Source organism: Pseudomonas sp. BRM28, from assembly GCF_002939405.1.
GTDB classification, from domain to species: domain Bacteria; phylum Pseudomonadota; class Gammaproteobacteria; order Pseudomonadales; family Pseudomonadaceae; genus Aquipseudomonas; species Aquipseudomonas palmensis.
The window spans coordinates 3,502,676-3,525,692 of record NZ_PEFV01000001.1; the positions used below are offsets into that span (position 1 = coordinate 3,502,676).

20 protein-coding genes are annotated in these 23,017 nt (G+C 63.0%); 19 read left to right on the plus strand and 1 reads right to left on the minus strand.

Annotation, left to right across the window (positions count from 1 at the left end; genetic code table 11):
• Positions 1 to 141: 141 nt before the first annotated feature.
• On the plus strand, positions 142 to 396 hold the full coding sequence (gene cspD / locus CR917_RS16500) for a cold shock domain-containing protein CspD (protein WP_058541364.1): 255 nt from the start codon (positions 142 to 144) through the stop codon (positions 394 to 396).
• Between the two features lie 61 nt (positions 397 to 457).
• On the opposite strand, the gene icd is transcribed toward cspD, so the two are convergent.
• The gene (gene icd, locus CR917_RS16505) at positions 458 to 1,714 is read right to left on the minus strand and encodes an NADP-dependent isocitrate dehydrogenase (protein WP_043860855.1); all 1,257 of its coding nucleotides are present in this window, start codon (positions 1,712 to 1,714) and stop codon (positions 458 to 460) included.
• Positions 1,715 to 2,132: 418 nt separating this feature from the next.
• On the opposite strand from icd, the gene CR917_RS16510 reads away from it, so the two are divergent.
• The 18 genes from CR917_RS16510 to nuoJ all read left to right on the plus strand — a co-directional run bounded on the left by CR917_RS16510 (position 2,133) and on the right by nuoJ (position 23,014).
• Positions 2,133 to 4,358 (plus strand): NADP-dependent isocitrate dehydrogenase, encoded by a 2,226-nt coding sequence (locus CR917_RS16510; RefSeq protein WP_104572623.1) that lies wholly within the window; start codon positions 2,133 to 2,135, stop codon positions 4,356 to 4,358.
• A 163-nt stretch (positions 4,359 to 4,521) separates the two neighbouring features.
• The gene (locus CR917_RS16515; RefSeq protein ID WP_054915102.1) at positions 4,522 to 4,962 is read left to right on the plus strand and encodes an NUDIX hydrolase; all 441 of its coding nucleotides are present in this window, start codon (positions 4,522 to 4,524) and stop codon (positions 4,960 to 4,962) included.
• A gap of 73 nt (positions 4,963 to 5,035) precedes the next feature.
• A complete protein-coding gene (gene mnmA / locus CR917_RS16520) occupies positions 5,036 to 6,157 on the plus strand; it encodes a tRNA 2-thiouridine(34) synthase MnmA (protein ID WP_058541215.1) in 1,122 nt (373 codons plus the stop codon).
• Complete coding sequence (gene hflD / locus CR917_RS16525; protein WP_043860859.1) at positions 6,157 to 6,777, plus strand: high frequency lysogenization protein HflD; 621 nt, start codon at positions 6,157 to 6,159, stop codon at positions 6,775 to 6,777. Before mnmA ends, hflD begins: the two co-directional genes overlap by 1 nt.
• 135 nt (positions 6,778 to 6,912) lie before the next feature.
• Positions 6,913 to 8,283, plus strand: coding sequence for an adenylosuccinate lyase (gene purB / locus CR917_RS16530; RefSeq protein ID WP_043860860.1), 1,371 nt, complete (start codon positions 6,913 to 6,915; stop codon positions 8,281 to 8,283).
• A gap of 80 nt (positions 8,284 to 8,363) precedes the next feature.
• Entirely contained in the window at positions 8,364 to 9,530 is a 1,167-nt protein-coding gene (locus CR917_RS16535) for a cupin domain-containing protein (RefSeq protein WP_043860861.1), read from the plus strand.
• A complete protein-coding gene (locus tag CR917_RS16540; protein ID WP_043860862.1) occupies positions 9,523 to 9,948 on the plus strand; it encodes a GNAT family N-acetyltransferase in 426 nt (141 codons plus the stop codon). The genes CR917_RS16535 and CR917_RS16540 overlap by 8 nt, the downstream gene beginning before the upstream one ends.
• A 125-nt stretch (positions 9,949 to 10,073) precedes the next feature.
• Positions 10,074 to 10,808, plus strand: coding sequence for a secretin N-terminal domain-containing protein (locus tag CR917_RS16545; protein WP_229589330.1), 735 nt, complete (start codon positions 10,074 to 10,076; stop codon positions 10,806 to 10,808).
• A gap of 523 nt (positions 10,809 to 11,331) precedes the next feature.
• A complete protein-coding gene (gene aceA / locus CR917_RS16550; RefSeq protein ID WP_043860864.1) occupies positions 11,332 to 12,657 on the plus strand; it encodes an isocitrate lyase in 1,326 nt (441 codons plus the stop codon).
• Positions 12,658 to 13,284: 627 nt separating this feature from the next.
• Positions 13,285 to 13,698 carry an NADH-quinone oxidoreductase subunit A gene (locus CR917_RS16555; RefSeq protein ID WP_010220397.1) on the plus strand — a complete coding sequence of 138 codons (414 nt, stop codon included), beginning with the start codon at positions 13,285 to 13,287 and terminating at the stop codon, positions 13,696 to 13,698.
• A gap of 10 nt (positions 13,699 to 13,708) precedes the next feature.
• Positions 13,709 to 14,386, plus strand: a complete 678-nt coding sequence (locus tag CR917_RS16560) for an NADH-quinone oxidoreductase subunit B (RefSeq protein WP_043860865.1) — start codon at positions 13,709 to 13,711, stop codon at positions 14,384 to 14,386.
• 77 nt (positions 14,387 to 14,463) lie between these two features.
• The gene (gene nuoC / locus CR917_RS16565) at positions 14,464 to 16,245 is read left to right on the plus strand and encodes an NADH-quinone oxidoreductase subunit C/D (protein WP_043860866.1); all 1,782 of its coding nucleotides are present in this window, start codon (positions 14,464 to 14,466) and stop codon (positions 16,243 to 16,245) included.
• 2 nt (positions 16,246 to 16,247) lie between these two features.
• On the plus strand, positions 16,248 to 16,745 hold the full coding sequence (nuoE, locus tag CR917_RS16570; protein WP_043860867.1) for an NADH-quinone oxidoreductase subunit NuoE: 498 nt from the start codon (positions 16,248 to 16,250) through the stop codon (positions 16,743 to 16,745).
• Positions 16,742 to 18,097, plus strand: a complete 1,356-nt coding sequence (gene nuoF, locus CR917_RS16575; protein ID WP_043860868.1) for an NADH-quinone oxidoreductase subunit NuoF — start codon at positions 16,742 to 16,744, stop codon at positions 18,095 to 18,097. Before nuoE ends, nuoF begins: the two co-directional genes overlap by 4 nt.
• 128 nt (positions 18,098 to 18,225) lie before the next feature.
• Positions 18,226 to 20,940, plus strand: a complete 2,715-nt coding sequence (gene nuoG / locus CR917_RS16580; protein ID WP_043860869.1) for an NADH-quinone oxidoreductase subunit NuoG — start codon at positions 18,226 to 18,228, stop codon at positions 20,938 to 20,940.
• On the plus strand, positions 20,937 to 21,944 hold the full coding sequence (gene nuoH, locus CR917_RS16585) for an NADH-quinone oxidoreductase subunit NuoH (RefSeq protein ID WP_104572624.1): 1,008 nt from the start codon (positions 20,937 to 20,939) through the stop codon (positions 21,942 to 21,944). Before nuoG ends, nuoH begins: the two co-directional genes overlap by 4 nt.
• A gap of 11 nt (positions 21,945 to 21,955) precedes the next feature.
• Positions 21,956 to 22,504, plus strand: a complete 549-nt coding sequence (gene nuoI, locus CR917_RS16590; protein WP_009400993.1) for an NADH-quinone oxidoreductase subunit NuoI — start codon at positions 21,956 to 21,958, stop codon at positions 22,502 to 22,504.
• A gap of 9 nt (positions 22,505 to 22,513) precedes the next feature.
• The gene (gene nuoJ / locus CR917_RS16595; protein WP_043860871.1) at positions 22,514 to 23,014 is read left to right on the plus strand and encodes an NADH-quinone oxidoreductase subunit J; all 501 of its coding nucleotides are present in this window, start codon (positions 22,514 to 22,516) and stop codon (positions 23,012 to 23,014) included.
• The last annotated feature ends 3 nt before the right edge of the window (positions 23,015 to 23,017 follow it).

Below are 23,017 nucleotides of genomic sequence, written 5' to 3' on the forward strand. Positions count from 1 at the left end.
TCGGCAAATCGGTGTTACAACCAATAAGAGCCCACCGTGGTCGATAAAGATCCGCGCAGTCAACCAGAATTTTCGCAGGTTCATAGGCGGATGGAGTGGATGATACTCCAGTGATGGAGTCCTTTGCAGAGGGATATGAGGATGGCAACCGGCAAAGTCAAGTGGTTCAACAATGCCAAGGGATTCGGATTCATCAACGAGGATGGCAAGGATGAGGACCTGTTTGCCCACTTCTCTGCCATTAACATGGAAGGTTACAAGACCCTGAAGGCCGGACAAGTCGTCACATTCGATATCATTCAGGCACCCAAGGGGTTTCATGCGCAGAACATAAGACCCGTCGTCACCAGCGCCCAGAGCGAGCCCGCCGGCAGCGCGACCACGATCGACGCCTGAACACCCCAGGAACACCAGGGCCGGCCTGCCCTCTCGGACAGGCCGGCCTTTTGCTGCCCGCTTACATGTGCTTGATCAGCGCCTCACCGAAGCCCGAGCTCGACACCAGCGTCGCACCTTCCATCAGGCGTTCGAAGTCGTAGGTCACGGTCTTGGCCTTGATAGCCCCGTTGGTGCCCTTGATGATCAGGTCCGCCGCCTCTGTCCAGCCCAGGTGACGCAGCATCATCTCGGCCGACAGGATCACCGAACCAGGGTTGACCTGATCCTTGCCGGCATACTTGGGCGCCGTGCCGTGGGTGGCCTCGAACATGGCCACGGTGTCCGACAGGTTGGCACCCGGCGCGATACCGATACCGCCCACTTCCGCCGCCAGGGCGTCGGACAGGTAGTCACCGTTCAGGTTGAGGGTGGCGATCACGTCGTACTCGGCCGGACGCAGCAGGATCTGCTGGAGCATGGCGTCGGCAATGGCGTCCTTGACGATCACTTCACGCCCGGTCTTGGGGTTCTTGAATTTCATCCACGGGCCGCCATCGAGCAGCTCGGCGCCGAATTCGTTCTTGGCCACCTCGTAGCCCCAGTCCTTGAAGGCCCCCTCGGTGAACTTCATGATGTTGCCCTTGTGCACGATGGTCAGCGACTCGCGGTCGTTATCCACCACATACTGCAGGGCCTTGCGCACCAGGCGCTGGGTGCCTTCCTTGGAAACCGGCTTGATGCCGATGCCGCAATCCTGGTCGAAGCGGATCTTGGTGACACCCATTTCCTCCTTGAGGAACTTGATGACCTTGTTCGCCTCGGGCGAGCCGGCCTTCCACTCGATGCCGGCATAGATGTCCTCGGAGTTCTCGCGAAAGATCACCATGTCGACGTCGCCAGGTTTTTTCACCGGGCTGGGCACACCCTCGAACCACACCACCGGACGCAGGCACACGTACAGGTCCAGTTGCTGGCGCAGGGCGACGTTCAGCGAACGGATGCCGCCGCCGACCGGGGTGGTCAGCGGGCCCTTGATCGATACCACGTAGTCTTTCACCGCATCCAGGGTTTCCTGGGGCAGCCAGGTGTCCTGGTCGTAGACCTGGGTGGCCTTCTCGCCGGCGTACACTTCCATCCAGGAGATCTTGCGCTTGCCGCCATAAGCCTTTTCGACTGCAGCATCGACCACCTTGATCATCACCGGGCTGACATCGACGCCAATACCGTCACCTTCAATGAAGGGGATGATCGGATTGTCGGGAACATTGAGAGAATGGTCTGCGTTGACGGTGATTTTGTCACCGACTGCCGGAACCTTGATTTTCTGGTATCCCATGCTGCACTCCGCTTTTTTCTGGTTGATAGGACTTCATGCAATCCCCAGAGCCTAACCCAGTTGAACGCAGACGCAAACCTCGCCGAAAAAACCGTCATACCAGCGTAAAACGCTCTACGTCTTTGGTCTAAAAGTGGCCATCCGACATGTTGACCTTGATGATTACGACCAAGGGTTTGATATACTCCGCCGGTGACCAAAGGGTCACTGGGGGCGACTGGTCCGAATAGAGACGTCCGGCCCCGACAAGACTGGGCTGTTACCGCAGTTCAGCCGTTTGACACTCGACTGATGCAACCCACCATCACAGCCCGGAATCCTCGACTTTCTGCTCATGGATCCGCTTGAGCGAAGCGCCTATCCTGCGCACCCCTCGAGATTCCGCGCACGCTCAGCAAAACAGAGAGTTAACCCGAATATGCCCACCCGATCCAAGATCATCTACACCTTCACCGACGAAGCCCCCGCCCTCGCCACCTACTCACTGCTGCCCATCGTCGAAGCGTTCACCGCCACTGCCGACATCGCCGTCGAAACCCGTGACATCTCGCTCGCTGGCCGTATCCTCTCTGCCTTCCCTGAACAGCTCGGCGCCGACAAGCAAGTGGCCGACCACCTGGCAGAACTGGGCCAACTGGCAACCACGCCTGAAGCCAACATCATCAAGCTGCCGAACATCAGCGCCTCGGTACCGCAGCTGAAGGCCGCGATCAAGGAACTGCAAGCCAAGGGCTTCAACATCCCGGACTACCCGGACACCGTCAGCACCGACGCGGAAAAAGAAGCCCGCGCCCGCTACGACCGCATCAAGGGCAGCGCCGTGAACCCGGTACTGCGCGAAGGCAACTCCGACCGCCGCGCACCGCTGTCGGTCAAGAACTACGCCCGCAAGCACCCGCACAAGATGGGCGCCTGGGCAGCCGACTCCAAGTCGCACGTCGCGCACATGGACAACGGCGACTTCTACGGCAGCGAAAAAGCCGCGCTGATCGAAGCCGATGACAGCCTGCGCATCGAGCTGCTGGCCAAGGACGGTTCGACCACCGTCCTGAAAGAAAAGACCGCGGTCAAGGCCGGCGAAATCGTCGACTGCGCCGTGCTCAGCACCAAGGCCCTGCGCAGCTTCATCGCTGCCCAGATCGAAGAAGCCAAGGCCCAGGGCGTACTGCTGTCGGTTCACCTGAAAGCCACCATGATGAAGGTCTCCGACCCGATCATGTTCGGCCAGATCGTCGCCGAGTACTACAAGGACGCGCTGACCAAGCACGCCGCCGTACTGGAGCAGGTCGGCTTCAACCTGAACAACGGCATCGGCGACCTGTACGCCCGCATCAAGGACCTGCCAGCCGAACAGCAGGCCCAGATCGAAGCCGACGTGCAGGCCGTGTATGCCGTGCGCCCGGCGCTGGCCATGGTCAACTCCGACAAGGGCATCACCAACCTGCACGTGCCGAGCGACGTCATCGTCGACGCCTCGATGCCGGCGATGATCCGCGACTCGGGCAAGATGTGGAACACCGAAGGCCAGCTGCAAGACACCAAGGCAGTGATCCCGGATCGCTGCTACGCCACCATCTACCAGGCGGTGATCGAAGACTGCAAGCAACACGGCGCCTTCGACCCTACCACCATGGGCAGCGTGCCGAACGTCGGCCTGATGGCACAGAAGGCCGAAGAGTACGGCTCCCACGACAAGACCTTCCAGGCCAAGGCTGATGGCGTGATCCGCGTCGTCGACGGCAAGGGCAACCTGCTGCTGTCCCAGGACGTCGAAGCCGGCGACATCTTCCGCATGTGCCAGACCAAGGACGCGCCGATCCAGGACTGGGTCAAGCTGGCCGTCAACCGTGCCCGCGCCAGCGCCACCCCGGCGATCTTCTGGCTCGACCCGCAACGCGCCCACGACGGCGTGCTGATCGAGAAGGTCCAGAAGTACCTGAAAGACCACGACACCACCGGCCTGGACATCCGTGTCCTGTCGCCTGTCGAGGCCATGAAGGTTTCGCTGCAGCGCATCCGTGCCGGCGAAGACACCATCTCGGTCACCGGCAACGTGCTGCGTGACTACCTGACCGACCTGTTCCCGATCATGGAACTGGGCACCAGCGCCAAGATGCTGTCGATCGTGCCGCTGATGAACAACGGCGGCCTGTTCGAAACCGGCGCCGGCGGTTCGGCACCCAAGCACGTGCAACAGCTGGTGGAAGAAAACTTCCTGCGCTGGGATTCGTTGGGCGAGTTCCTGGCGCTGGCAGCTTCGCTCGAGCACCTGAGCACCGCCTACGCCAACCCCAAGGCCAAGGTACTGGCTGCCACCCTGGACCAGGCCACCGGCCAGTTCCTGGACAACAACAAGTCCCCTGCACGCAAGGTTGGCAGCATCGACAACCGTGGCAGCCACTTCTACCTGACCCTGTACTGGGCCCAGGCACTGGCTGCACAGACCGATGACGCGGCGCTGCAAGCACGCTTCGCACCGCTGGCCAAGGCACTGACCGAGAACGAAGCGACCATCGTCGCCGAGCTCAACGCAGTCCAGGGCAAGCCGGTTGAAATCGGTGGTTACTACTACCCCGATGCCGAGCTGACCGCCAAGGCAATGCGCCCGAGCCAGACCTTCAACAACGCGGTTGCCACGCTGTAAGGTTGGCTTGAGCTGACACACAGACCCCGGCCACGCACCGGGGTTTGTGCTTTCTGGAATCTGTGTCGTCTGCATCGCGGGTCAAGCCCGCTCCCACAGGGGTTGTGTGGGAGCGGGCTTGACCCGCGATGCAGGCGACGCTGCCCTGAGCAGGAGCACCCGCATGACCTGGCAACCCCACATCACCGTCGCCACCATCGTCGAAGACAACGGCCGCTTCCTGCTGGTCGAGGAATTCAAGGCCGGCCGGCACGTCTTCAACCAGCCCGCCGGCCACCTCGAGGCCAACGAAACCCTGCTCGAAGCCGCCCTGCGCGAGACCCTCGAAGAAACCGCCTGGGACGTCGAGCTTACCGGCATCGTCGGCATCTACCTCTATACCGCCCCCAGCAACGGCGTGACCTACCAGCGCATCTGCTTCGCTGCCCGCCCGCTTCGCCACCACCCCGAACGCGCCCTGGATACCGACATCGTGCGCGCCACCTGGCTCACCCGCGACGAACTGCTGGCCGACCCCGAGCGCTGGCGCAGCGAGCTGGTGCCGCAATGCATCGACGACTACCTGGCCGGCCCGCTGCACAGCCTGAGCCTGATCCGCAATTGAAGCCGCGGCTTTCGCCTTGCGCGGCGCAGCCTGATAGAATCGACGTCTTTTTCCAGATACACAGCCGGTACCTATGACCAGTCCAGCACTCTACGAACCCGAAAAGACACGCGTCATCGTCGGCATGTCCGGCGGCGTGGACTCTTCCGTCTCCGCCCTCCTGCTGATCGAGCAGGGCTACCAGGTGGAAGGCCTGTTCATGAAGAACTGGGAAGAGGACGACGGCACCGAATACTGCACCGCCCGCGAAGACCTGGCCGATGCCCAGGCCGTGTGCGACCGCATCGGCATCAAGCTGCACACTGCCAACTTTGCCGCCGAGTACTGGGACCACGTGTTCGAGCACTTCCTGGAAGAGTACAAGGCCGGGCGCACGCCAAACCCGGACATCCTGTGCAACCGCGAAATCAAGTTCAAGGCGTTCCTCGACTACGCCCTGATGCTCGGTGCCGACCTGATCGCCACCGGCCACTATGTGCGCCGCCGCGACATCGACGGGCGTACCGAGCTGCTCAAGGGCCTGGACCCGAACAAGGACCAGAGCTACTTCCTGCACGCCGTCGGCGGCGAGCAGATCGCCCGCACGCTGTTCCCGGTGGGCGAACTGGAAAAGCCCGAGGTGCGCGCCATCGCCGAAAAACACGGCCTGGCCACGGCCAAGAAGAAGGACTCCACCGGTATCTGCTTTATCGGCGAGCGCCGTTTCAGCGATTTTCTCAAGCAATACCTGCCGGCGCAGCCCGGTGAAATCCAGACCACCGAGGGTGAAGTCATCGGCCAGCACCACGGCCTGATGTACCACACCATCGGCCAGCGTCAGGGCCTGGGCATCGGCGGCCTCAAGGATGCCAGCGACGAGCCGTGGTACGTGCTGGAGAAAGACCTCAGCCGCAACGTGCTGGTGGTCGGCCAGGGCAACGAGCACCCGTGGCTGTTCTCCCGCGCCCTGCTCGCCTCGGAGATCTTCTGGGTCAACCCCGTCGACCTCTCCAGCCCGCGCCAGCTGACGGCCAAGGTGCGCTACCGCCAGAGCGACCAGGCGTGCACCCTGGAACGCACCGCAAGCGGCTACCGCGCCGTTTTCGACGAGCCGCAGCGCGCCGTGACGCCGGGCCAGTCGGTGGTGTTCTATGACGGTGAGGTATGCCTGGGGGGCGGTGTGATCGAAGTGGCCGAGCCCTGGAGCAGCCGCTGATGAACCAGATGCAAGAACAACTGGTCGCTCTGGGCGGGGTATTCCAGGCCGCCGTGCTGGTCGACCGAATCGCCCGCACGGGCCAGGCCAGCGAGGCCGACCTGGGCTGCATGCTCGGCAGCCTGCTGGTACGCGACCCCAAGGACACCCTGGAGGTGTTCGGCGGTGACGACCTGAACCTCAAGGATGGCTACCGCGCCCTGGCCAGCGCGCTGGAGCGCGACCCTGCCAGCCTGCAGCGCGAGCCGCTGCGCTACGCCTTGTCGATGCTGGGCCTGGAGCGCCAGCTGGCCAAGCGTGGCGACATGCTCGACACCATCGGCAAGCGCCTGCCGCAGATCCAGTCCCAGGCCGATCATTTCGGCCTGGTGCATGAAAACGTGATCGCTTCGTGCGGCGCCCTCTACCAGGACACCCTGAGCACCCTGCGCCAGCGTATCCAGGTGCATGGCGACATGCGCAACCTGCAGCAGCCCAACAATGCCTCGAAGATCCGCGCCCTGCTGCTGGCCGGCATCCGTGCTGCGCGCCTGTGGCGCCAGCTGGGCGGACACCGCTGGCAGCTGGTGATCAGCCGGCGCAAGCTGCTCAAGGAGCTGTACCCGATGCTGCGCGGCTGACCCTGACCGCGTCGCGGCCTTCGCTGGCTTGCCAGCGAAAAGGCCCGAAAGACCTTTTGTCACCCTCAAAACCCGGGCGCGTTTTTCATGTATGATATGCGCCCTTTTCGTTGCCCGACTGTCCGAGAACACCCCATGCAGCTTTCCTCGCTCACTGCGGTTTCCCCTGTTGACGGCCGCTACGCCGGCAAAACCCAGGCCCTGCGCCCCATCTTCAGCGAATACGGCCTGATCCGTTTCCGCGCCCTGGTCGAGGTCCGCTGGCTCCAGCGCCTGGCCGCCCACCCGCAAATCGCTGAAGTACCAGCGTTTTCCGCCGAAGCCAACGCCGTGCTCAACGCCCTGGCCGACGACTTCGCCCTCGAGCACGCCGAGCGCGTCAAAGAGATCGAGCGCACCACCAACCACGACGTCAAGGCCATCGAGTACCTGCTCAAGGAGCAGGCCGCCCAGCTGCCGGAACTGGCCAAGGTCAGCGAGTTCATCCACTTCGCCTGCACCAGCGAGGACATCAACAACCTGTCCCACGGCCTGATGCTGCGCGAAGGCCGCGACAGCGTGCTGCTGCCGCTGATGCGCCAGATCGCCGAGTCGATCCGCGAACTGGCCCACCGCTTCGCCGACGTACCGATGCTGTCGCGCACCCACGGCCAACCGGCTTCGCCGACTACCCTGGGCAAAGAGCTGGCCAACGTGGTGTACCGCCTGGAGCGCCAGATCGCCCAGGTTGCCGCCGTGCCGCTGCTGGGCAAGATCAACGGCGCCGTGGGCAACTACAACGCCCACCTGTCGGCCTACCCGCAGATCGACTGGGAAGCCAACGCCCGCGCCTTCATCGAAGACGAGCTGGGCCTGGTGTTCAACCCCTACACCACCCAGATCGAACCGCATGACTACATTGCCGAGCTGTTCGACGCGATCGCCCGCTTCAATACCATCCTGATCGACTTCGATCGCGATATCTGGGGCTACATCTCGCTGGGCTACTTCAAGCAGCGCACCATTGCCGGCGAAATCGGTTCCTCGACCATGCCGCACAAGGTCAACCCGATCGACTTCGAGAACTCCGAAGGCAACCTGGGCATCGCCAACGCGCTGTTCCAGCACCTGGCCAGCAAGCTGCCGATCTCGCGCTGGCAGCGCGACCTGACCGACTCCACCGTGCTGCGCAACCTGGGCGTCGGTTTCGCCCACAGCGTGATCGCCTACGAGGCCAGCCTCAAGGGCATCAGCAAGCTGGAAATCAACGAAGCCCGCATCGCCGAAGACCTGGACGCCTGCTGGGAAGTCCTGGCCGAGCCGATCCAGACCGTGATGCGCCGCTACGACATCGAAAACCCGTACGAGAAGCTCAAAGAGCTGACCCGCGGCAAAGGTATCAGCCCTGAAGCGCTGTTAACCTTCATCGATGGCCTGGACATGCCGGCCGAAGCCCGCGCCGAGCTGAAGAAGCTGACCCCGGCCAACTACATCGGTAATGCCGCGGCACAAGCCAAACGCATCTGATTGCCCCCGCGTTTTGACGCCCGGCTTGGCCGGGCGTTTTTATTGCTGAAAGAAAATTACTTTTTTTCAATAGGTTACACATGAATCCTGATACCCCACTTCAGCTGCTGGGCGGCCTGACTGCCCGCGAATTCCTGCGCGACTACTGGCAGAAGAAGCCCCTGCTGGTTCGCCAGGCCTTCCCTGATTTCGAAAGCCCGATCGATGCCGATGAACTGGCCGGCCTGGCACTGGAAGAGGAAGTCGAATCGCGCCTGGTCATCGAACATGGCGAGCGCCCGTGGGAACTGCGCCGCGGCCCGTTCGACGACGACACCTTCAGCACCCTGCCTGAGCGCGACTGGACCCTGCTGGTACAAGCCGTCGACCAGTTCGTGCCGGAAGTGGGCGAGCTGCTGGAGAGCTTTCGCTTCCTGCCAAGCTGGCGCATCGACGACGTGATGATCAGCTTCGCCGCCCCGGGTGGCAGCGTGGGCCCGCACTTCGACAACTACGACGTGTTCCTGCTGCAAGGCCAGGGCAAGCGCAACTGGAAGATCGGCCAGATGTGCGACAGCGACAGCCCGCTGATCGAGCACGCCGACCTGCGCATCCTGGCCGACTTCGAGCAGACCGACGAGTGGACCCTGGAACCGGGCGACATGCTCTACCTGCCACCGCGCCTGGCCCACTACGGTGTGGCCGAAGACGACTGCCTGACCTATTCGGTCGGCTTCCGCGCGCCGAGCGCCGCCGAAGTGCTGACCCACTTCACCGACTTCCTCAGCCAGTTCCTGCCTGACGAAGAGCGCTACACCGACGCCGACGCCCAGCCAGTGAGCGACCCGCACCAGATCCAGCGCGACGCCCTGGACCGCCTCAAGGGCCTGCTGGCCGAGCACATGAGCGACGAGCGCCTGCTGCTGACCTGGTTCGGCCAGTTCATGACCGAACCACGCTACCCGGAACTGGTGGCTGGCGAGGCACTGAGCGAAGAAGACCTGATCGACAGCCTGGAACAGGGTGCGATCCTGATCCGCAACCCGAGCGCGCGCCTGGCCTGGTCGGAAGTCGACGACAACGTGCTGCTGTTCGCCAGCGGCCAGAGCCGCCTGCTGCCGGGCGAACTGCGCGACCTGCTCAAGCTGATCTGCGCCGCCGACGCCCTGCACGTGGAAAACCTCGCGCCATGGCTTGGCGACGAAAATGGCCTTACCCTGATCTGCGAACTGGTCAAGCAAGGAAGCCTGGGATTTGCCAATGAATAAGATCGAAGTACGCCTGGCCGATTGGCAGAAAGACAACGCCGACATCCGCCGTATCCGCGAATCGGTGTTCATTGCCGAGCAGAACGTGCCGCCAGAGCTGGAGTGGGATGCCGACGACAACATCGCCGTGCACTTCCTGGCCTTTGAGGGTGACTACGCCATCGGCACCGCCCGCCTGTTGCAGGATGGCCAGATCGGGCGCGTGTCGGTGCTCAAGGACTGGCGCGGGCTCAAGGTGGGTGACGCACTGATGCAGGCCGCCATCGCCGAGGCGCAGAACCGCGATCTGCGCCAGCAGAAGCTCACCGCACAAGTGCATGCCACCGCGTTCTACGAGCGCCTGGGCTTCAAGGTCGTCAGCGAGGAGTTCCTCGAGGCCGGCCTGCCGCACGTGGACATGGTGCGCGACTCGCAGTAAGCGCCAGCCCTGTCGCCGGCAAGACCAGCTCCCATACCTGCGGGAGCCGGCCTTGCCGGCGAACAGGCCAGCACAACCGCTACAAATTTGCCATCATGTCCACTCCACCCGCGGAGACCATGGACATGCCGCTACGCCCCCTGCTCGCCACCCTGCTTCTGTCGTTCAGCCTCAGTGCGCTGGCCGCCACCGAAGTCCTGCCGCTGAACCACCGCACCAGCGCCGAACTGCTCCCAGCCGCGCAAGCCTTCATCGGCAAGGACGGCAGTATCAGCACCTTCGAAAACAAGCTGATCGTCAATGCCGAGCCCGGCAAGATCGACGAACTTCGCACCCTGCTGCAACAACTGGACACCGCCCCCAAGCGCCTGCTGATCAGCGTCGACAACACCGACAGCAACGTCCAGGACAACCGCGGCAACGCCCGCGTGATCCGCTACGGCACCGCCAACCGCGAGGGTGGGCTGCAACAGGTGCAGGCCAGCGAGGGCACTCCAGCGCTGATCCAGGTTGGCCAGAGCATTCCCATCACCAGCACCCAGACCGACAGCTACGGACGCGTGCAGAGCAACACCGAGTACCGCAACGTCACCCAGGGTTTCTACGTCACCGCCAGCGTCACCGGCGAAACCGTGCACCTTGCCATCAGCACCAACAATGACCGGATGAGCCAGGAACGTCCCGATGTAGTGAAGGTGCAAAGCACCGACACGAAGGTCACCGGCAAGCTTGGCGAGTGGATCAGCCTGGCAGGTGTCAACGCTCAAAGTCAGGCGGATCGCAGCGCTTCGACCCTCAGTTACTCCACCCAGCGCGGTGAGAACATGACTTTGCGGGTAAAAGTCGAGGCACTGGACTGACCCCGCGCCGTTCAAGGCCTCGACCAAAGGCCTCGAAACTGACTGACGAGTCGTATTAGACCAAAGATGTAGTGGATGAAAAAAAGCACTACAAAACATTTGACGCCCCCGAATCGCAGAGGCATGATGGCCCCGCTCCCGCTAATCAGAGGCCCTGGCAAGGGCCTTCGAGTTGCGCTCTGACCTACCCGACCTGAGCCGATTCGTGTCTGTACAGCCCACAAGGCGGTTTGACGAGATTGCGACTGGAACGAAGTTGTCCCGAGGGACGGAAGCGCATCAAACGGTAGACGGCACACCCTGATCGACGCAGCACGGCAACCACGAGCCAACCTGCCCGACAGCCACGCCAAGGACCTGCTCACTTCCCCCCTTCGAGCCCCATCGTTCAACGTCGCCATTTCGCCCACACCACTGGCTGTCAGTGCTTCTGACCAGCGAGCAATCGGAGCTGCCCCTGTACGCACAGCGCAGCCGACAGAGCGAACATTTTTTACCGACCTATGCGACGAGGTTTACTTTCATGGCACTGACACGCGAACAGCAAATTGCAGCCCTCGAAAAAGATTGGGCCGAGAACCCACGCTGGAAAGGCGTGACCCGTACCTACTCTGCCGCTGATGTCGTTCGTCTGCGTGGCTCGGTTCAACCTGAGCACACCCTGGCCCGCATGGGTGCCGAGAAGCTGTGGAACCTGGTAACCAAAGGCGCCCACCCTTCGTTCCGCCCTGAAAAAGATTTCGTCAACTGCATGGGCGCCCTGACCGGCGGCCAGGCTGTTCAACAGGTCAAGGCCGGTATCCAGGCTATCTACCTGTCCGGCTGGCAAGTGGCTGCCGACAACAACTCGGCCGAGTCCATGTACCCCGACCAGTCGCTGTACCCGGTGGACTCCGTGCCAACCGTGGTCAAGCGCATCAACAACTCGTTCCGTCGCGCCGACCAGATCCAGTGGAAAGCCGGCAAGAACCCGGGCGACGACGGCTACATCGACTACTTCGCACCGATCGTGGCTGACGCTGAAGCCGGTTTCGGCGGCGTACTCAACGCCTACGAGCTGATGAAGAACATGATCGAGGCAGGCGCCGCCGGCGTTCACTTCGAAGACCAGCTGGCCTCGGTTAAAAAATGCGGCCACATGGGCGGCAAGGTACTGGTTCCGACCCAGGAAGCCGTACAGAAGCTCAGCGCTGCCCGCCTGGCGGCCGACGTTGCCGGTGTACCGACCATCATCCTGGCCCGTACCGACGCCAACGCCGCCGACCTGCTGACCAGCGACTGCGACCCGTACGACCAGCCATTCGTGGTGGGTGAGCGCACCCAGGAAGGTTTCTACAAGGTACGTGCCGGTCTGGACCAGGCGATTGCCCGCGGCCTGGCCTACGCACCGTATGCCGACCTGATCTGGTGCGAAACCGCCAAGCCGGACCTGGACGAAGCACGCCGCTTTGCCGAAGCCATCAAGAAGGAATACCCGGACCAGATCCTGTCCTACAACTGCTCGCCTTCCTTCAACTGGAAGAAGAACCTGGACGACGCGACCATCGCCAAGTTCCAGCGCGAGCTGTCGGCCATGGGCTACAAGCACCAGTTCATCACCCTGGCTGGCATCCACAACATGTGGCACGGCATGTTCAACCTGGCGCACGACTACGCCCGCAACGACATGACTGCCTACGTGAAGCTGCAGGAGCAGGAATTCGCCGACGCGTCCAAAGGCTACACCTTCGTGGCGCACCAGCAGGAAGTGGGCACTGGCTACTTCGACGACATGACCACCGTGATCCAGGGTGGCAAGTCTTCGGTTACCGCCCTGACCGGCTCGACCGAAGAAGAGCAGTTCCACTGATCGGCTGATCGATTGGTGACATTCGGGTAACACGCAAGACCCGGGGCCTGTGATGGGGCTCCGGGTCTTGTGCCATTCATACCCCGCGCAGGCGCCAGCCTTGCCGGCGAAAAGGCCAGCCGCCCGGCACAAGGCTTCCTTATTACCCCCGATTGGCTATGCTAGTGCACACCGGCGTCAGCGGACGGCCGTGGCAGCGCAGATACCGACGCGCCACCCCCGCGCACAACCCTGAGCCAGAGCCCAGCGCCAGCACGCAGACACTGCCCGAAACAGGGGCGCACAAATTTGCCGGCCACACCCTTGAACAACAACTTTTAGTTGACGCAGGAGGTAGGAATAACAGGAGCTCTTCAAATGATATTAATTATCATTTCGAAACTTGCATTTCGTTACGCCATACAAGAAACATAATTAACAAAAGCACGCGCAATCCACGGAATACGTGGCCTGCAGCGAGTTACGAAAGATTTTTGTTCTTAATGCTACGAATAAATTTGCTGCAGAAATTTTACTTGCTACGGGTTTACCCATAAAATCAGCGCGATAGATTTCGCTGCGACATATCGTCACTGCTCTACTTCTTTTCAAGCTCAGAGACCAAGCGCTCTGTTAAGGATTTTCAGCATGCCCGATTCGACAGGACTCATCGCCCACAACTGGGGCTTTGCCATCTTCCTTTTGGGTGTCGTCGGCCTGTGTGCCTTCATGCTCGGCCTGTCCGCCCTGCTGGGCAGCAAGGCCTGGGGCCGCAGCAAGAACGAACCGTTCGAGTCCGGCATGCTGCCAACAGGCGGTGCCCGCCTGCGTCTTTCCGCCAAATTCTATCTGGTCGCGATGCTGTTCGTGATCTTCGATATCGAAGCCCTCTTTCTCTTTGCATGGTCTGTGTCCGTCCGCGAAAGCGGCTGGACCGGATTCGTCGAAGCACTCGTTTTCATAGCAATTCTGTTGGCAGGTCTTGTCTACCTATGGCGCGTCGGGGCCCTCGATTGGGCTCCCGAAGGTCGTCGCAAGCGGCAAGCGAAGCTGAAACAATGAGGCTTTGGCAATGCAATACAATCTCACCAGGATCGACCCCGATGCGCCCAACGAGCAGTATCCAATCGGTGAACGGGAAACCGTCTCCGATTCGCTGCTAGAGGACCAGGTCCACAAGAACATCTTCATGGGCAAGCTCGAAGATGTACTCAGTGGAGCCGTCAACTGGGGGCGCAAGAATTCCCTGTGGCCGTACAACTTCGGCCTCTCCTGCTGCTACGTGGAAATGACCACGGCCTTCACGGCACCCCACGACATCGCCCGCTTCGGCGCCGAGGTCATCCGGGCATCGCCGCGTCAGGCCGACTTCATGGTCATCGCCGGCACCTGCTTCATCAAGATGGCGCCGATCATCCAGCGCCTGTACGAGCAGATGCTCGAACCCAAGTGGGTCATCTCCATGGGTTCGTGCGCCAACTCCGGTGGCATGTACGACATCTACTCGGTCGTTCAGGGGGTCGACAAGTTCCTCCCCGTGGATGTCTACGTGCCTGGCTGCCCGCCTCGCCCCGAAGCGTTCCTGCAAGGCCTGATGCTGCTGCAGGAATCGATCGGCAAGGAGCGGCGCCCTCTTTCGTGGGTCGTCGGCGATCAAGGCGTGTACCGCGCCGAGATGCCGTCGCAGAAAGAGCAGCGTCGTGAACAGCGTATCCAGGTTACCCACCTGCGCAGCCCCGACGAAGTCTGATCCAGCGACCTGCCGCCTGTTCATTCGAGCAGGCGGCCTGGCTTCATTCTCTACGTTGACCGAAAGCGATCGAGACCATGACAGCGGACACCGCTATTTACATCCCGCCTTACAAGGCTGACGACCAGGATGTGGTCGTCGAATTGAACAATCGTTTTGGCCCCGAGGCGTTCACCGCCCAGGACACCCGCACCGGCATGCCGGTGCTTTGGGTTGCCCGCGCCAAGCTGATCGAAGTGCTGACCTTCCTGCGCAACGTGGCCAAGCCGTACAGCATGCTGTACGACCTGCACGGCGTGGACGAGCGCCTGCGCACCCAGCGTCGCGGCCTGCCGGGCGCCGACTTCACCGTGTTCTACCACCTGCTGTCCGTCGAGCGTAACAGCGACGTGATGATCAAGGTGGCACTGAACGAAGGTGACCTGAACCTGCCCACCGTCACCGGTATCTGGCCCAACGCCAACTGGTACGAGCGCGAAGTCTGGGACATGTTCGGCATCGACTTTGCCGGCCACCCGCACCTGACCCGCATCATGATGCCGCCCACCTGGGAAGGCCATCCGCTGCGCAAGGACTTCCCGGCGCGCGCCACCGAGTTCGACCCCTATAGCCTGAACCTGGCCAAGCAGCAGCTCGAGGAAGAAGCCGCACGCTTCAACCCCGAAGCCTGGGGCATGAAGCGTTCCGGTGCCAACGAGGACTACATGTTCCTCAACCTTGGCCCCAACCACCCTTCGGCTCACGGTGCGTTCCGTATCGTGCTGCAGCTGGACGGTGAAGAGATCGTCGACTGCGTCCCGGACATCGGCTACCACCACCGTGGTGCCGAGAAGATGGCCGAGCGCCAGTCCTGGCACAGCTTCATCCCCTACACCGACCGCATCGACTACCTGGGCGGGGTGATGAACAACCTGCCCTACGTGCTCGCGGTCGAGAAGCTGGCCGGCATCAAGGTGCCGCAGAAGGTCGACACCATCCGCATCATGATGGCCGAGTTCTTCCGCATCACCAGCCACCTGCTGTTCCTGGGTACCTACATCCAGGACGTCGGCGCCATGACCCCGGTGTTCTTCACCTTCACCGACCGTCAGCGCGCCTACACCGTGATCGAAGCCATCACCGGTTTCCGTCTGCACCCGGCCTGGTACCGTATCGGTGGCGTGGCCCACGACCTGCCGCGCGGCTGGGAAAAACTGGTCAAGGACTTCGTCGACTGGCTGCCCAAGCGCCTCGACGAGTACACCAAGGCCGCCCTGCAGAACAGCATCCTCAAGGGCCGTACCATCGGCGTGGCTGCCTACAACACCAAGGAAGCCCTGGAATGGGGCGTCACCGGTGCCGGCCTGCGTTCGACCGGTTGCGACTTCGACCTGCGCAAGGCACGCCCGTACTCGGGCTACGAGAACTTCGAGTTCGAAGTGCCGCTGGCCAGCAATGGCGATGCCTATGACCGCTGCATGGTGCGCGTGGAAGAAATGCGCCAGAGCATCAAGATCATCGACCAGTGCATGCGCAACATGCCGGAAGGCCCGTACAAGGCGGACCACCCGCTGACCACGCCGCCGCCAAAAGAGCGCACCCTGCAGCACATCGAGACCCTGATCACGCACTTCCTGCAGGTTTCGTGGGGCCCGGTCATGCCGGCCAACGAGTCCTTCCAGATGATCGAAGCGACCAAGGGCATCAACAGTTACTACCTGACGAGCGACGGCGGCACCATGAGCTACCGCACCCGGATCCGCACTCCGAGCTACCCGCACCTGCAGCAGATCCCTTCGGTGATCCGCGGCAGCATGGTCGCGGACCTGATTGCGTACCTGGGCAGTATCGACTTCGTTATGGCTGACGTGGACCGCTAAGCATGAATAACACGCTTATCCAAACCGACCGTTTCGCCCTGAGCGAAACCGAGCGCTCGGCCATCGAGCACGAGATGCACCACTACGAGGACCCGCGCGCGGCGTCCATCGAAGCCCTGAAGATCGTTCAGAAGGAACGCGGCTGGGTGCCGGACGGCGCCGTGTACGCCATCGGCGAAGTGCTGGGCATCCCTGCCAGCGACGTCGAAGGCGTGGCCACCTTCTACAGCCAGATCTTCCGCCAGCCGGTCGGCCGCCACATCATCCGTGTGTGCGACAGCATGGTCTGCTACATCGGCGGCCACGAGTCGGTGGTCAGCCAGATCCAGAGCGAGCTGGGCATCGGCCTGGGCCAGACCACCGCAGACGGGCGTTTCACCCTGCTGCCGGTGTGCTGCCTGGGCAACTGCGACAAGGCCCCGGCCCTGATGATCGACGACGACACCTTTGGCGACGTGCAACCTGCCGGCGTTTCCAAACTGCTGGAGGGTTACGTATGACCATCACTTCCTTCGGCCCGGCCAACCGCATCGCGCGCGCTGCCGAAACCCATCCGCTGACCTGGCGCCTGCGCGACGACGGCGAGCCACTGTGGCTCGACGAGTACCAGGCCAAGGACGGCTACACCGCTGCCCGCAAGGCACTGGCGCAGATGTCGCAGGACGACATCGTGCAGACCGTCAAGGACTCCGGCCTCAAGGGCCGTGGCGGTGCGGGCTTCCCGACGGGCGTCAAATGGGGCCTGATGCCCAAAGACGAATCCATGAACATCCGCTACCTGCTGTGCAACGCGGACGAAATGGAGCCCAACACCTGGAAGGACCGCATGCTGATGGAGCAACAGCCCCATCTGCTGATCGAAGGCATGCTGATCAGTGCCCGCGCGCTCAAGGCCTACCGCGGCTACATCTTCCTGCGTGGCGAATACACCACCGCCGCGCGCAACCTCACCCGTGCGGTCGAGGAAGCCAAGGCTGCCGGCCTGCTGGGCAAGAACATCCTGGGCAGCGGTTTCGATTTCGAACTGTTCGTGCACACCGGCGCCGGGCGTTACATCTGCGGTGAAGAAACCGCACTGATCAACTCCCTCGAAGGCCGCCGCGCCAACCCGCGTTCCAAGCCGCCCTTCCCTGCCGCCGTGGGCGTGTGGGGCAAGCCGACCTGCGTGAACAACGTCGAGACCCTGTGCAACGTGCCGGCCATCGTCGGCAACGGCATCGACTGGTACAAGTCTCTGGCCCGCGAAGGCAGCGAAGACCACGGCACCAAGCTGATGGGCTTCTCCGGCAAGGTGAAGAACCCTGGCCTGTGGGAACTGCCCTTCGGTGTCACCGCCCGCGAGCTGTTCGAAGACTACGCCGGCGGCATGCGCGACGGCTTCAAGCTCAAGTGCTGGCAGCCAGGCGGCGCCGGTACCGGCTTTTTGCTGCCCGAGCACCTCGACGCCCAGATGTACGCCGGCGGCATCGCCAAGGTCGGTACCCGGATGGGTACGGGCCTGGCCATGGCCGTTGACGACAGCGTCAACATGGTCTCGCTGCTGCGCAACATGGAAGAGTTCTTTGCCCGCGAATCGTGCGGCTTCTGCACCCCGTGCCGCGACGGCCTGCCGTGGAGCGTCAAGCTGCTGCGCGCCATCGAGAAAGGCCAGGGTCAGCCAGGCGACATCGAGACGCTGCTGGGGCTGGTCGGTTTCCTCGGCCCGGGCAAGACCTTCTGCGCTCACGCACCCGGTGCGGTCGAGCCGCTGGGCAGTGCCATCAAATACTTCCGCCCCGAGTTCGAAGCCGGCATCGCAGCCACTGCTGCACCGCGCCCGGACTTGGCCAAACCCGTTGTGGTTGGCGCATAACGAACAAGAAGACGGGCGGTCCGTGCCGCCCGTTGCCCGCGATGCTCGCCCGGATGACGGCGAACCGCAGGCATACAGCTTTCCATTAGCCACGCCCGCAGACGCGGGCCAACGAAGAACTTTGAACCATGGCCACTATCCACGTAGACGGCAAAGAGCTCGAAGTCAACGGTGCAGACAACCTGTTACAGGCGTGTCTGTCGCTAGGCCTCGACATCCCCTATTTCTGCTGGCACCCGGCGCTCGGTAGCGTCGGTGCCTGCCGCCAGTGTGCGGTCAAGCAGTACACCGACGAGAACGACACCCGTGGTCGCATCGTCATGTCCTGCATGACCCCTGCCACCGATGGCAGCTGGATTTCCATCGAAGACGAAGAAGCCCGCGTGTTCCGCGCCAGCGTCGTCGAATGGCTGATGACCAACCACCCGCACGACTGCCCGGTGTGCGAGGAAGGCGGTCACTGCCACCTGCAAGACATGACGGTGATGACCGGCCACAACGAGCGCCGCTACCGTTTCACCAAGCGTACCCACCAGAACCAGGAGCTCGGCCCGTTCATCTCCCACGAGATGAACCGCTGCATCGCCTGCTACCGCTGCGTGCGCTACTACAAGGACTACGCCGGCGGTACCGACCTGGGCGTGTTCGGTGCGCACGACAACGTGTATTTCGGCCGTGTCGAGGACGGTGCCCTGGAGAGCGAGTTCTCCGGCAACCTGACCGAGGTCTGCCCGACCGGTGTGTTCACCGACAAGACCCACTCCGAGCGCTACAACCGCAAGTGGGACATGCAGTTCGCCCCGAGCATCTGCCATGGCTGCTCCAGCGGCTGCAACATCAGCCCGGGCGAGCGCTACGGTGAACTGCGCCGCATCGAGAACCGTTTCAACGGCTCGGTGAACCAGTACTTCCTGTGCGACCGTGGCCGCTTCGGCTACGGCTACGTCAACCGTACCGACCGCCCACGCCAGCCACTGCTCCAGGACGGCCAGAAACTGGGCCTGGACGCCGCGCTGGACAAGGCCGCCGACATGCTGCGCGGGCGCAACATCGTGGGTATCGGTTCGCCCCGTGCAAGCCTGGAGAGCAACTACGGCCTGCGCGAGCTGGTGGGTGCCGAACATTTCTATGCAGGCATGGAAGCCGGTGAGCTGGAGCGCGTGCGCCTGGCTTTGCAGGTGCTCAACGACAGCCCGCTGCCGGTGCCGACCCTGCGCGACATGGAAGACCATGACGCGGTATTCGTGCTTGGCGAAGACCTGACCCAGACCGCTGCCCGCGTGGCCCTGGCCCTGCGCCAGTCGGTCAAGGGCAAGGCCGAGGCGATGGCCGATGCCATGCGCGTTCAGCCATGGCTCGATGCCGCGGTGAAGAACATCGGCCAGCACGCCATGTACCCGCTGTTCATTGCCAGCCTGAGCGAGACCAAGCTCGACGACGTGGCGCAAGAGTGCGTGCACGCCGCGCCGGACGACCTGGCCCGCATCGGTTTCGCCGTGGCCCACGCCATCGACCCGAGCGCCCCAGCCGTCGAAGGCCTGGACGCCGAAGCCCTGGACCTGGCCAAGCGCATCGCCGACGCCCTGGTCGCGGCCAATCGCCCACTGGTGGTTGCCGGTACTTCGCTGGCCTCCAGGGCTCTGATCGAAGCTGCCGCCAACATCGCCAAGGCACTCAAGCTGCGCGAGAAGAACGGCTCGCTGAGCCTGGTGGTGCCCGAGGCCAACAGCCTGGGCCTGGCCATGCTCGGTGGCGAGTCGATCGATGCGGCGCTGGACGCCGTGATCGCCGGCAAGGCCGATGCCATCGTGGTGCTGGAAAACGACCTGTACAGCCGCGTACCGGCTGCCAAGGTCGACGCTGCCCTGGCCGCGGCCAAGGTGGTGATCGTTGCCGACCACCAGAAAACCCCGACCACCGACCGCGCGCACCTGGTGCTGCCGGCCGCCACCTTCGCCGAGGGCGACGGTACCCTGGTCAGCCAGGAAGGCCGCGCCCAGCGCTTCTTCCAGGTGTTCGACCCGCAGTACCTGGACAGCAGCATCCTGGTGCACGAAGGCTGGCGCTGGATGCACGCACTGCGTGCCACCCTGCTCAACAAGCCGGTCGACTGGACCCAGCTGGACCACGTGACCCACGCCGTGGCTGGCGTGGTGCCGCAACTGGCCGGCATCGTCAACGCCGCGCCATCGGCCGCGTTCCGCATCAAGGGCATGAAACTGGCCCGCGAGCCGCTGCGCTACTCGGGCCGTACCGCCATGCGCGCCAACATCAGCGTGCACGAGCCACGTACCCCGCAAGACCCGGACACCGCGTTCGCCTTCTCCATGGAAGGCTACTCGGGCTCCGCCGAACCGCGCCAGCAGGTGCCGTTCGCCTGGTCGCCGGGCTGGAACTCGCCGCAGGCCTGGAACAAGTTCCAGGACGAGGTCGGTGGTCACCTGCGTGCAGGCGACCCGGGCACCCGCCTGATCGAGACCCAGGGCGACAGGCTGAACTGGTTCGCCAGCGTTCCGGCGGCGTTCTCGCCGGCCCGTGGCACCTGGCAGGCCGTGCCGTTCTACCACCTGTTCGGCAGTGAAGAGAACTCTTCGCGCGCCGCCCCGGTGCAGGAGCGCATCCCGCAGGCCTACGTGGCACTGGCCAAGTCCGAAGCCGACCGCCTTGGCGTCAACGACGGCGCACTGCTGAGCCTGAACGTGGCCGGCCAGACCCTGCGTCTGCCGCTGCGCATCAATGAGGAACTGGGCGCAGGCCTGGTTGCATTGCCCAAAGGCCTGGCCGGCATCCCGCCTGCCATCTTCGGTGCATCCGTCGAAGGCTTGCAGGAGGCAGCACAATGACCTGGTTCACCCCTGAAGTGATCGATGTGATCCTCACTGTCATCAAGGCCATCGTGGTGTTGCTGGCGGTGGTGGTCTGCGGTGCGCTGCTCAGCTTCGTCGAGCGTCGCCTGCTGGGCTGGTGGCAGGACCGTTACGGTCCTAACCGCGTCGGCCCGTTCGGCATGTTCCAGATTGCCGCCGACATGCTGAAGATGTTCTTCAAGGAAGACTGGAACCCGCCCTTCGTCGACAAGGTGATCTTCACCCTGGCGCCGGTGGTGGCCATGAGCGCCTTGCTGATCGCCTTCGCGATCATCCCGATCACCCCGACCTGGGGTGTCGCGGACCTGAACATCGGCCTGCTGTTCTTCTTCGCCATGGCCGGCCTGTCGGTGTACGCCGTCCTGTTCGCCGGCTGGTCGTCGAACAACAAGTACGCCCTGCTCGGCAGCCTGCGGGCCTCGGCCCAGACCGTGTCGTACGAAGTGTTCATGGGCCTGGCGCTGATGGGCATCGTGGCCCAGGTCGGCTCGTTCAACATGCGCGACATCGTCGAATACCAGGCGCAGAACCTGTGGTTCATCATTCCGCAGTTCTTCGGCTTCTGTACCTTCTTCATCGCTGGCGTGGCCGTGACTCACCGTCACCCCTTCGACCAGCCGGAAGCGGAACAGGAACTGGCCGACGGCTACCACATCGAATATGCCGGCATGAAGTGGGGCATGTTCTTCGTGGGCGAGTACATCGGCATCATCCTGATCTCGGCGCTGCTGGTAACCCTGTTCTTCGGTGGCTGGCAGGGGCCGTTCGGCATCCTGCCGCAACTGTCGTTCGTGTGGTTCGCCCTGAAGACCGCGTTCTTCATCATGCTGTTCATCCTGCTGCGCGCCTCGATCCCGCGCCCGCGCTATGACCAGGTGATGGACTTCAGCTGGAAGTTCTGCCTGCCGCTGACCCTGATCAATTTGCTGGTGACCGCTGCGCTCGTGTTGCTCAACACGCCAGCTGTTGCGGCCCAGTGAGGATTTGACCCATGTTCAAGTATATTGGCGACATCGTTAAGGGCACTGGCACCCAGCTGCGCAGCCTGGTGATGGTGTTCTCCCACGGGTTCCGCAAACGCGACACCCTGCAATACCCCGAAGAGCCGGTCTACCTGCCGCCGCGCTACCGCGGCCGCATCGTGCTGACCCGCGACCCCGACGGCGAGGAGCGCTGCGTGGCCTGCAACCTGTGCGCTGTGGCCTGCCCGGTGGGTTGCATCTCGCTGCAGAAGGCCGAGACCGAAGACGGTCGCTGGTACCCCGAGTTCTTCCGCATCAACTTCTCGCGCTGCATTTTCTGCGGCCTCTGCGAGGAAGCCTGCCCGACCACCGCGATCCAGCTCACCCCGGATTTCGAAATGGCCGAGTTCAAACGTCAGGACCTGGTGTACGAGAAAGAAGATCTGCTGATCTCCGGCCCCGGCAAGAACCCTGATTACAACTTCTACCGTGTTGCAGGTATGGCCGTTGCCGGCAAGCCGAAGGGCGCCGCGCAGAACGAAGCCGAGCCGATCAACGTGAAGAGCTTGCTCCCTTAAGGAAGAAAGATGGAATTCGCTTTCTATTTCGCATCCGGTGTCGCCGTGGTGTCCACCCTGCGGGTGATCACCAACACCAACCCGGTGCATGCCCTGCTCTACCTGATCATTTCGCTGATCTCCGTGGCGATGACCTTCTTCGCCCTCGGCGCGCCGTTTGCCGGCGTGCTCGAAGTGATCGCCTACGCTGGCGCCATCATGGTGCTGTTCGTGTTCGTGGTGATGATGCTCAACCTGGGGCCGGCCTCGGTCGCCCAGGAGCGCGGCTGGCTCAAGCCCGGCATCTGGGGCGGGCCGGTGTTCCTCGCCGTCCTGCTGCTGGCCGAACTGCTGTACGTGCTGTTCGTGCAGCCGAGCGGCGCCGCCATCGGTCATACCACCGTTGACGCCAAGGCCGTGGGCATCAGCCTGTTCGGCCCTTACCTGCTGGTGGTGGAACTGGCCTCGATGCTGCTGCTGGCTGCAGCAGTGACGGCGTTCCACCTCGGCCGCAACGAGGCGAAGGAGTAAATC

Bases quoted from the DNA above. Each gene is read 5' to 3' on its own strand.
- nuoC (WP_043860866.1), top strand. From the start codon at position 14,464: ATGACAGCGGACACCGCTATTTACATCCCGCCTTACAAGGCTGACGAC.
- nuoF (WP_043860868.1), top strand. From the start codon at position 16,742: ATGACCATCACTTCCTTCGGCCCGGCCAACCGCATCGCGCGCGCTGCC.
- icd (WP_043860855.1), bottom strand. From the start codon at position 1,714: ATGGGATACCAGAAAATCAAGGTTCCGGCAGTCGGTGACAAAATCACC.
- CR917_RS16540 (WP_043860862.1), top strand. From the start codon at position 9,523: ATGAATAAGATCGAAGTACGCCTGGCCGATTGGCAGAAAGACAACGCC.
- CR917_RS16535 (WP_043860861.1), top strand. From the start codon at position 8,364: ATGAATCCTGATACCCCACTTCAGCTGCTGGGCGGCCTGACTGCCCGC.
- nuoI (WP_009400993.1), top strand. From the start codon at position 21,956: ATGTTCAAGTATATTGGCGACATCGTTAAGGGCACTGGCACCCAGCTG.
- CR917_RS16555 (WP_010220397.1), top strand. From the start codon at position 13,285: ATGCCCGATTCGACAGGACTCATCGCCCACAACTGGGGCTTTGCCATC.
- nuoH (WP_104572624.1), top strand. From the start codon at position 20,937: ATGACCTGGTTCACCCCTGAAGTGATCGATGTGATCCTCACTGTCATC.
- nuoG (WP_043860869.1), top strand. From the start codon at position 18,226: ATGGCCACTATCCACGTAGACGGCAAAGAGCTCGAAGTCAACGGTGCA.
- CR917_RS16545 (WP_229589330.1), top strand. From the start codon at position 10,074: ATGCCGCTACGCCCCCTGCTCGCCACCCTGCTTCTGTCGTTCAGCCTC.
- CR917_RS16510 (WP_104572623.1), top strand. From the start codon at position 2,133: ATGCCCACCCGATCCAAGATCATCTACACCTTCACCGACGAAGCCCCC.
- purB (WP_043860860.1), top strand. From the start codon at position 6,913: ATGCAGCTTTCCTCGCTCACTGCGGTTTCCCCTGTTGACGGCCGCTAC.
- CR917_RS16560 (WP_043860865.1), top strand. From the start codon at position 13,709: ATGCAATACAATCTCACCAGGATCGACCCCGATGCGCCCAACGAGCAG.
- mnmA (WP_058541215.1), top strand. From the start codon at position 5,036: ATGACCAGTCCAGCACTCTACGAACCCGAAAAGACACGCGTCATCGTC.
- cspD (WP_058541364.1), top strand. From the start codon at position 142: ATGGCAACCGGCAAAGTCAAGTGGTTCAACAATGCCAAGGGATTCGGA.
- hflD (WP_043860859.1), top strand. From the start codon at position 6,157: ATGAACCAGATGCAAGAACAACTGGTCGCTCTGGGCGGGGTATTCCAG.
- CR917_RS16515 (WP_054915102.1), top strand. From the start codon at position 4,522: ATGACCTGGCAACCCCACATCACCGTCGCCACCATCGTCGAAGACAAC.
- nuoJ (WP_043860871.1), top strand. From the start codon at position 22,514: ATGGAATTCGCTTTCTATTTCGCATCCGGTGTCGCCGTGGTGTCCACC.
- nuoE (WP_043860867.1), top strand. From the start codon at position 16,248: ATGAATAACACGCTTATCCAAACCGACCGTTTCGCCCTGAGCGAAACC.
- aceA (WP_043860864.1), top strand. From the start codon at position 11,332: ATGGCACTGACACGCGAACAGCAAATTGCAGCCCTCGAAAAAGATTGG.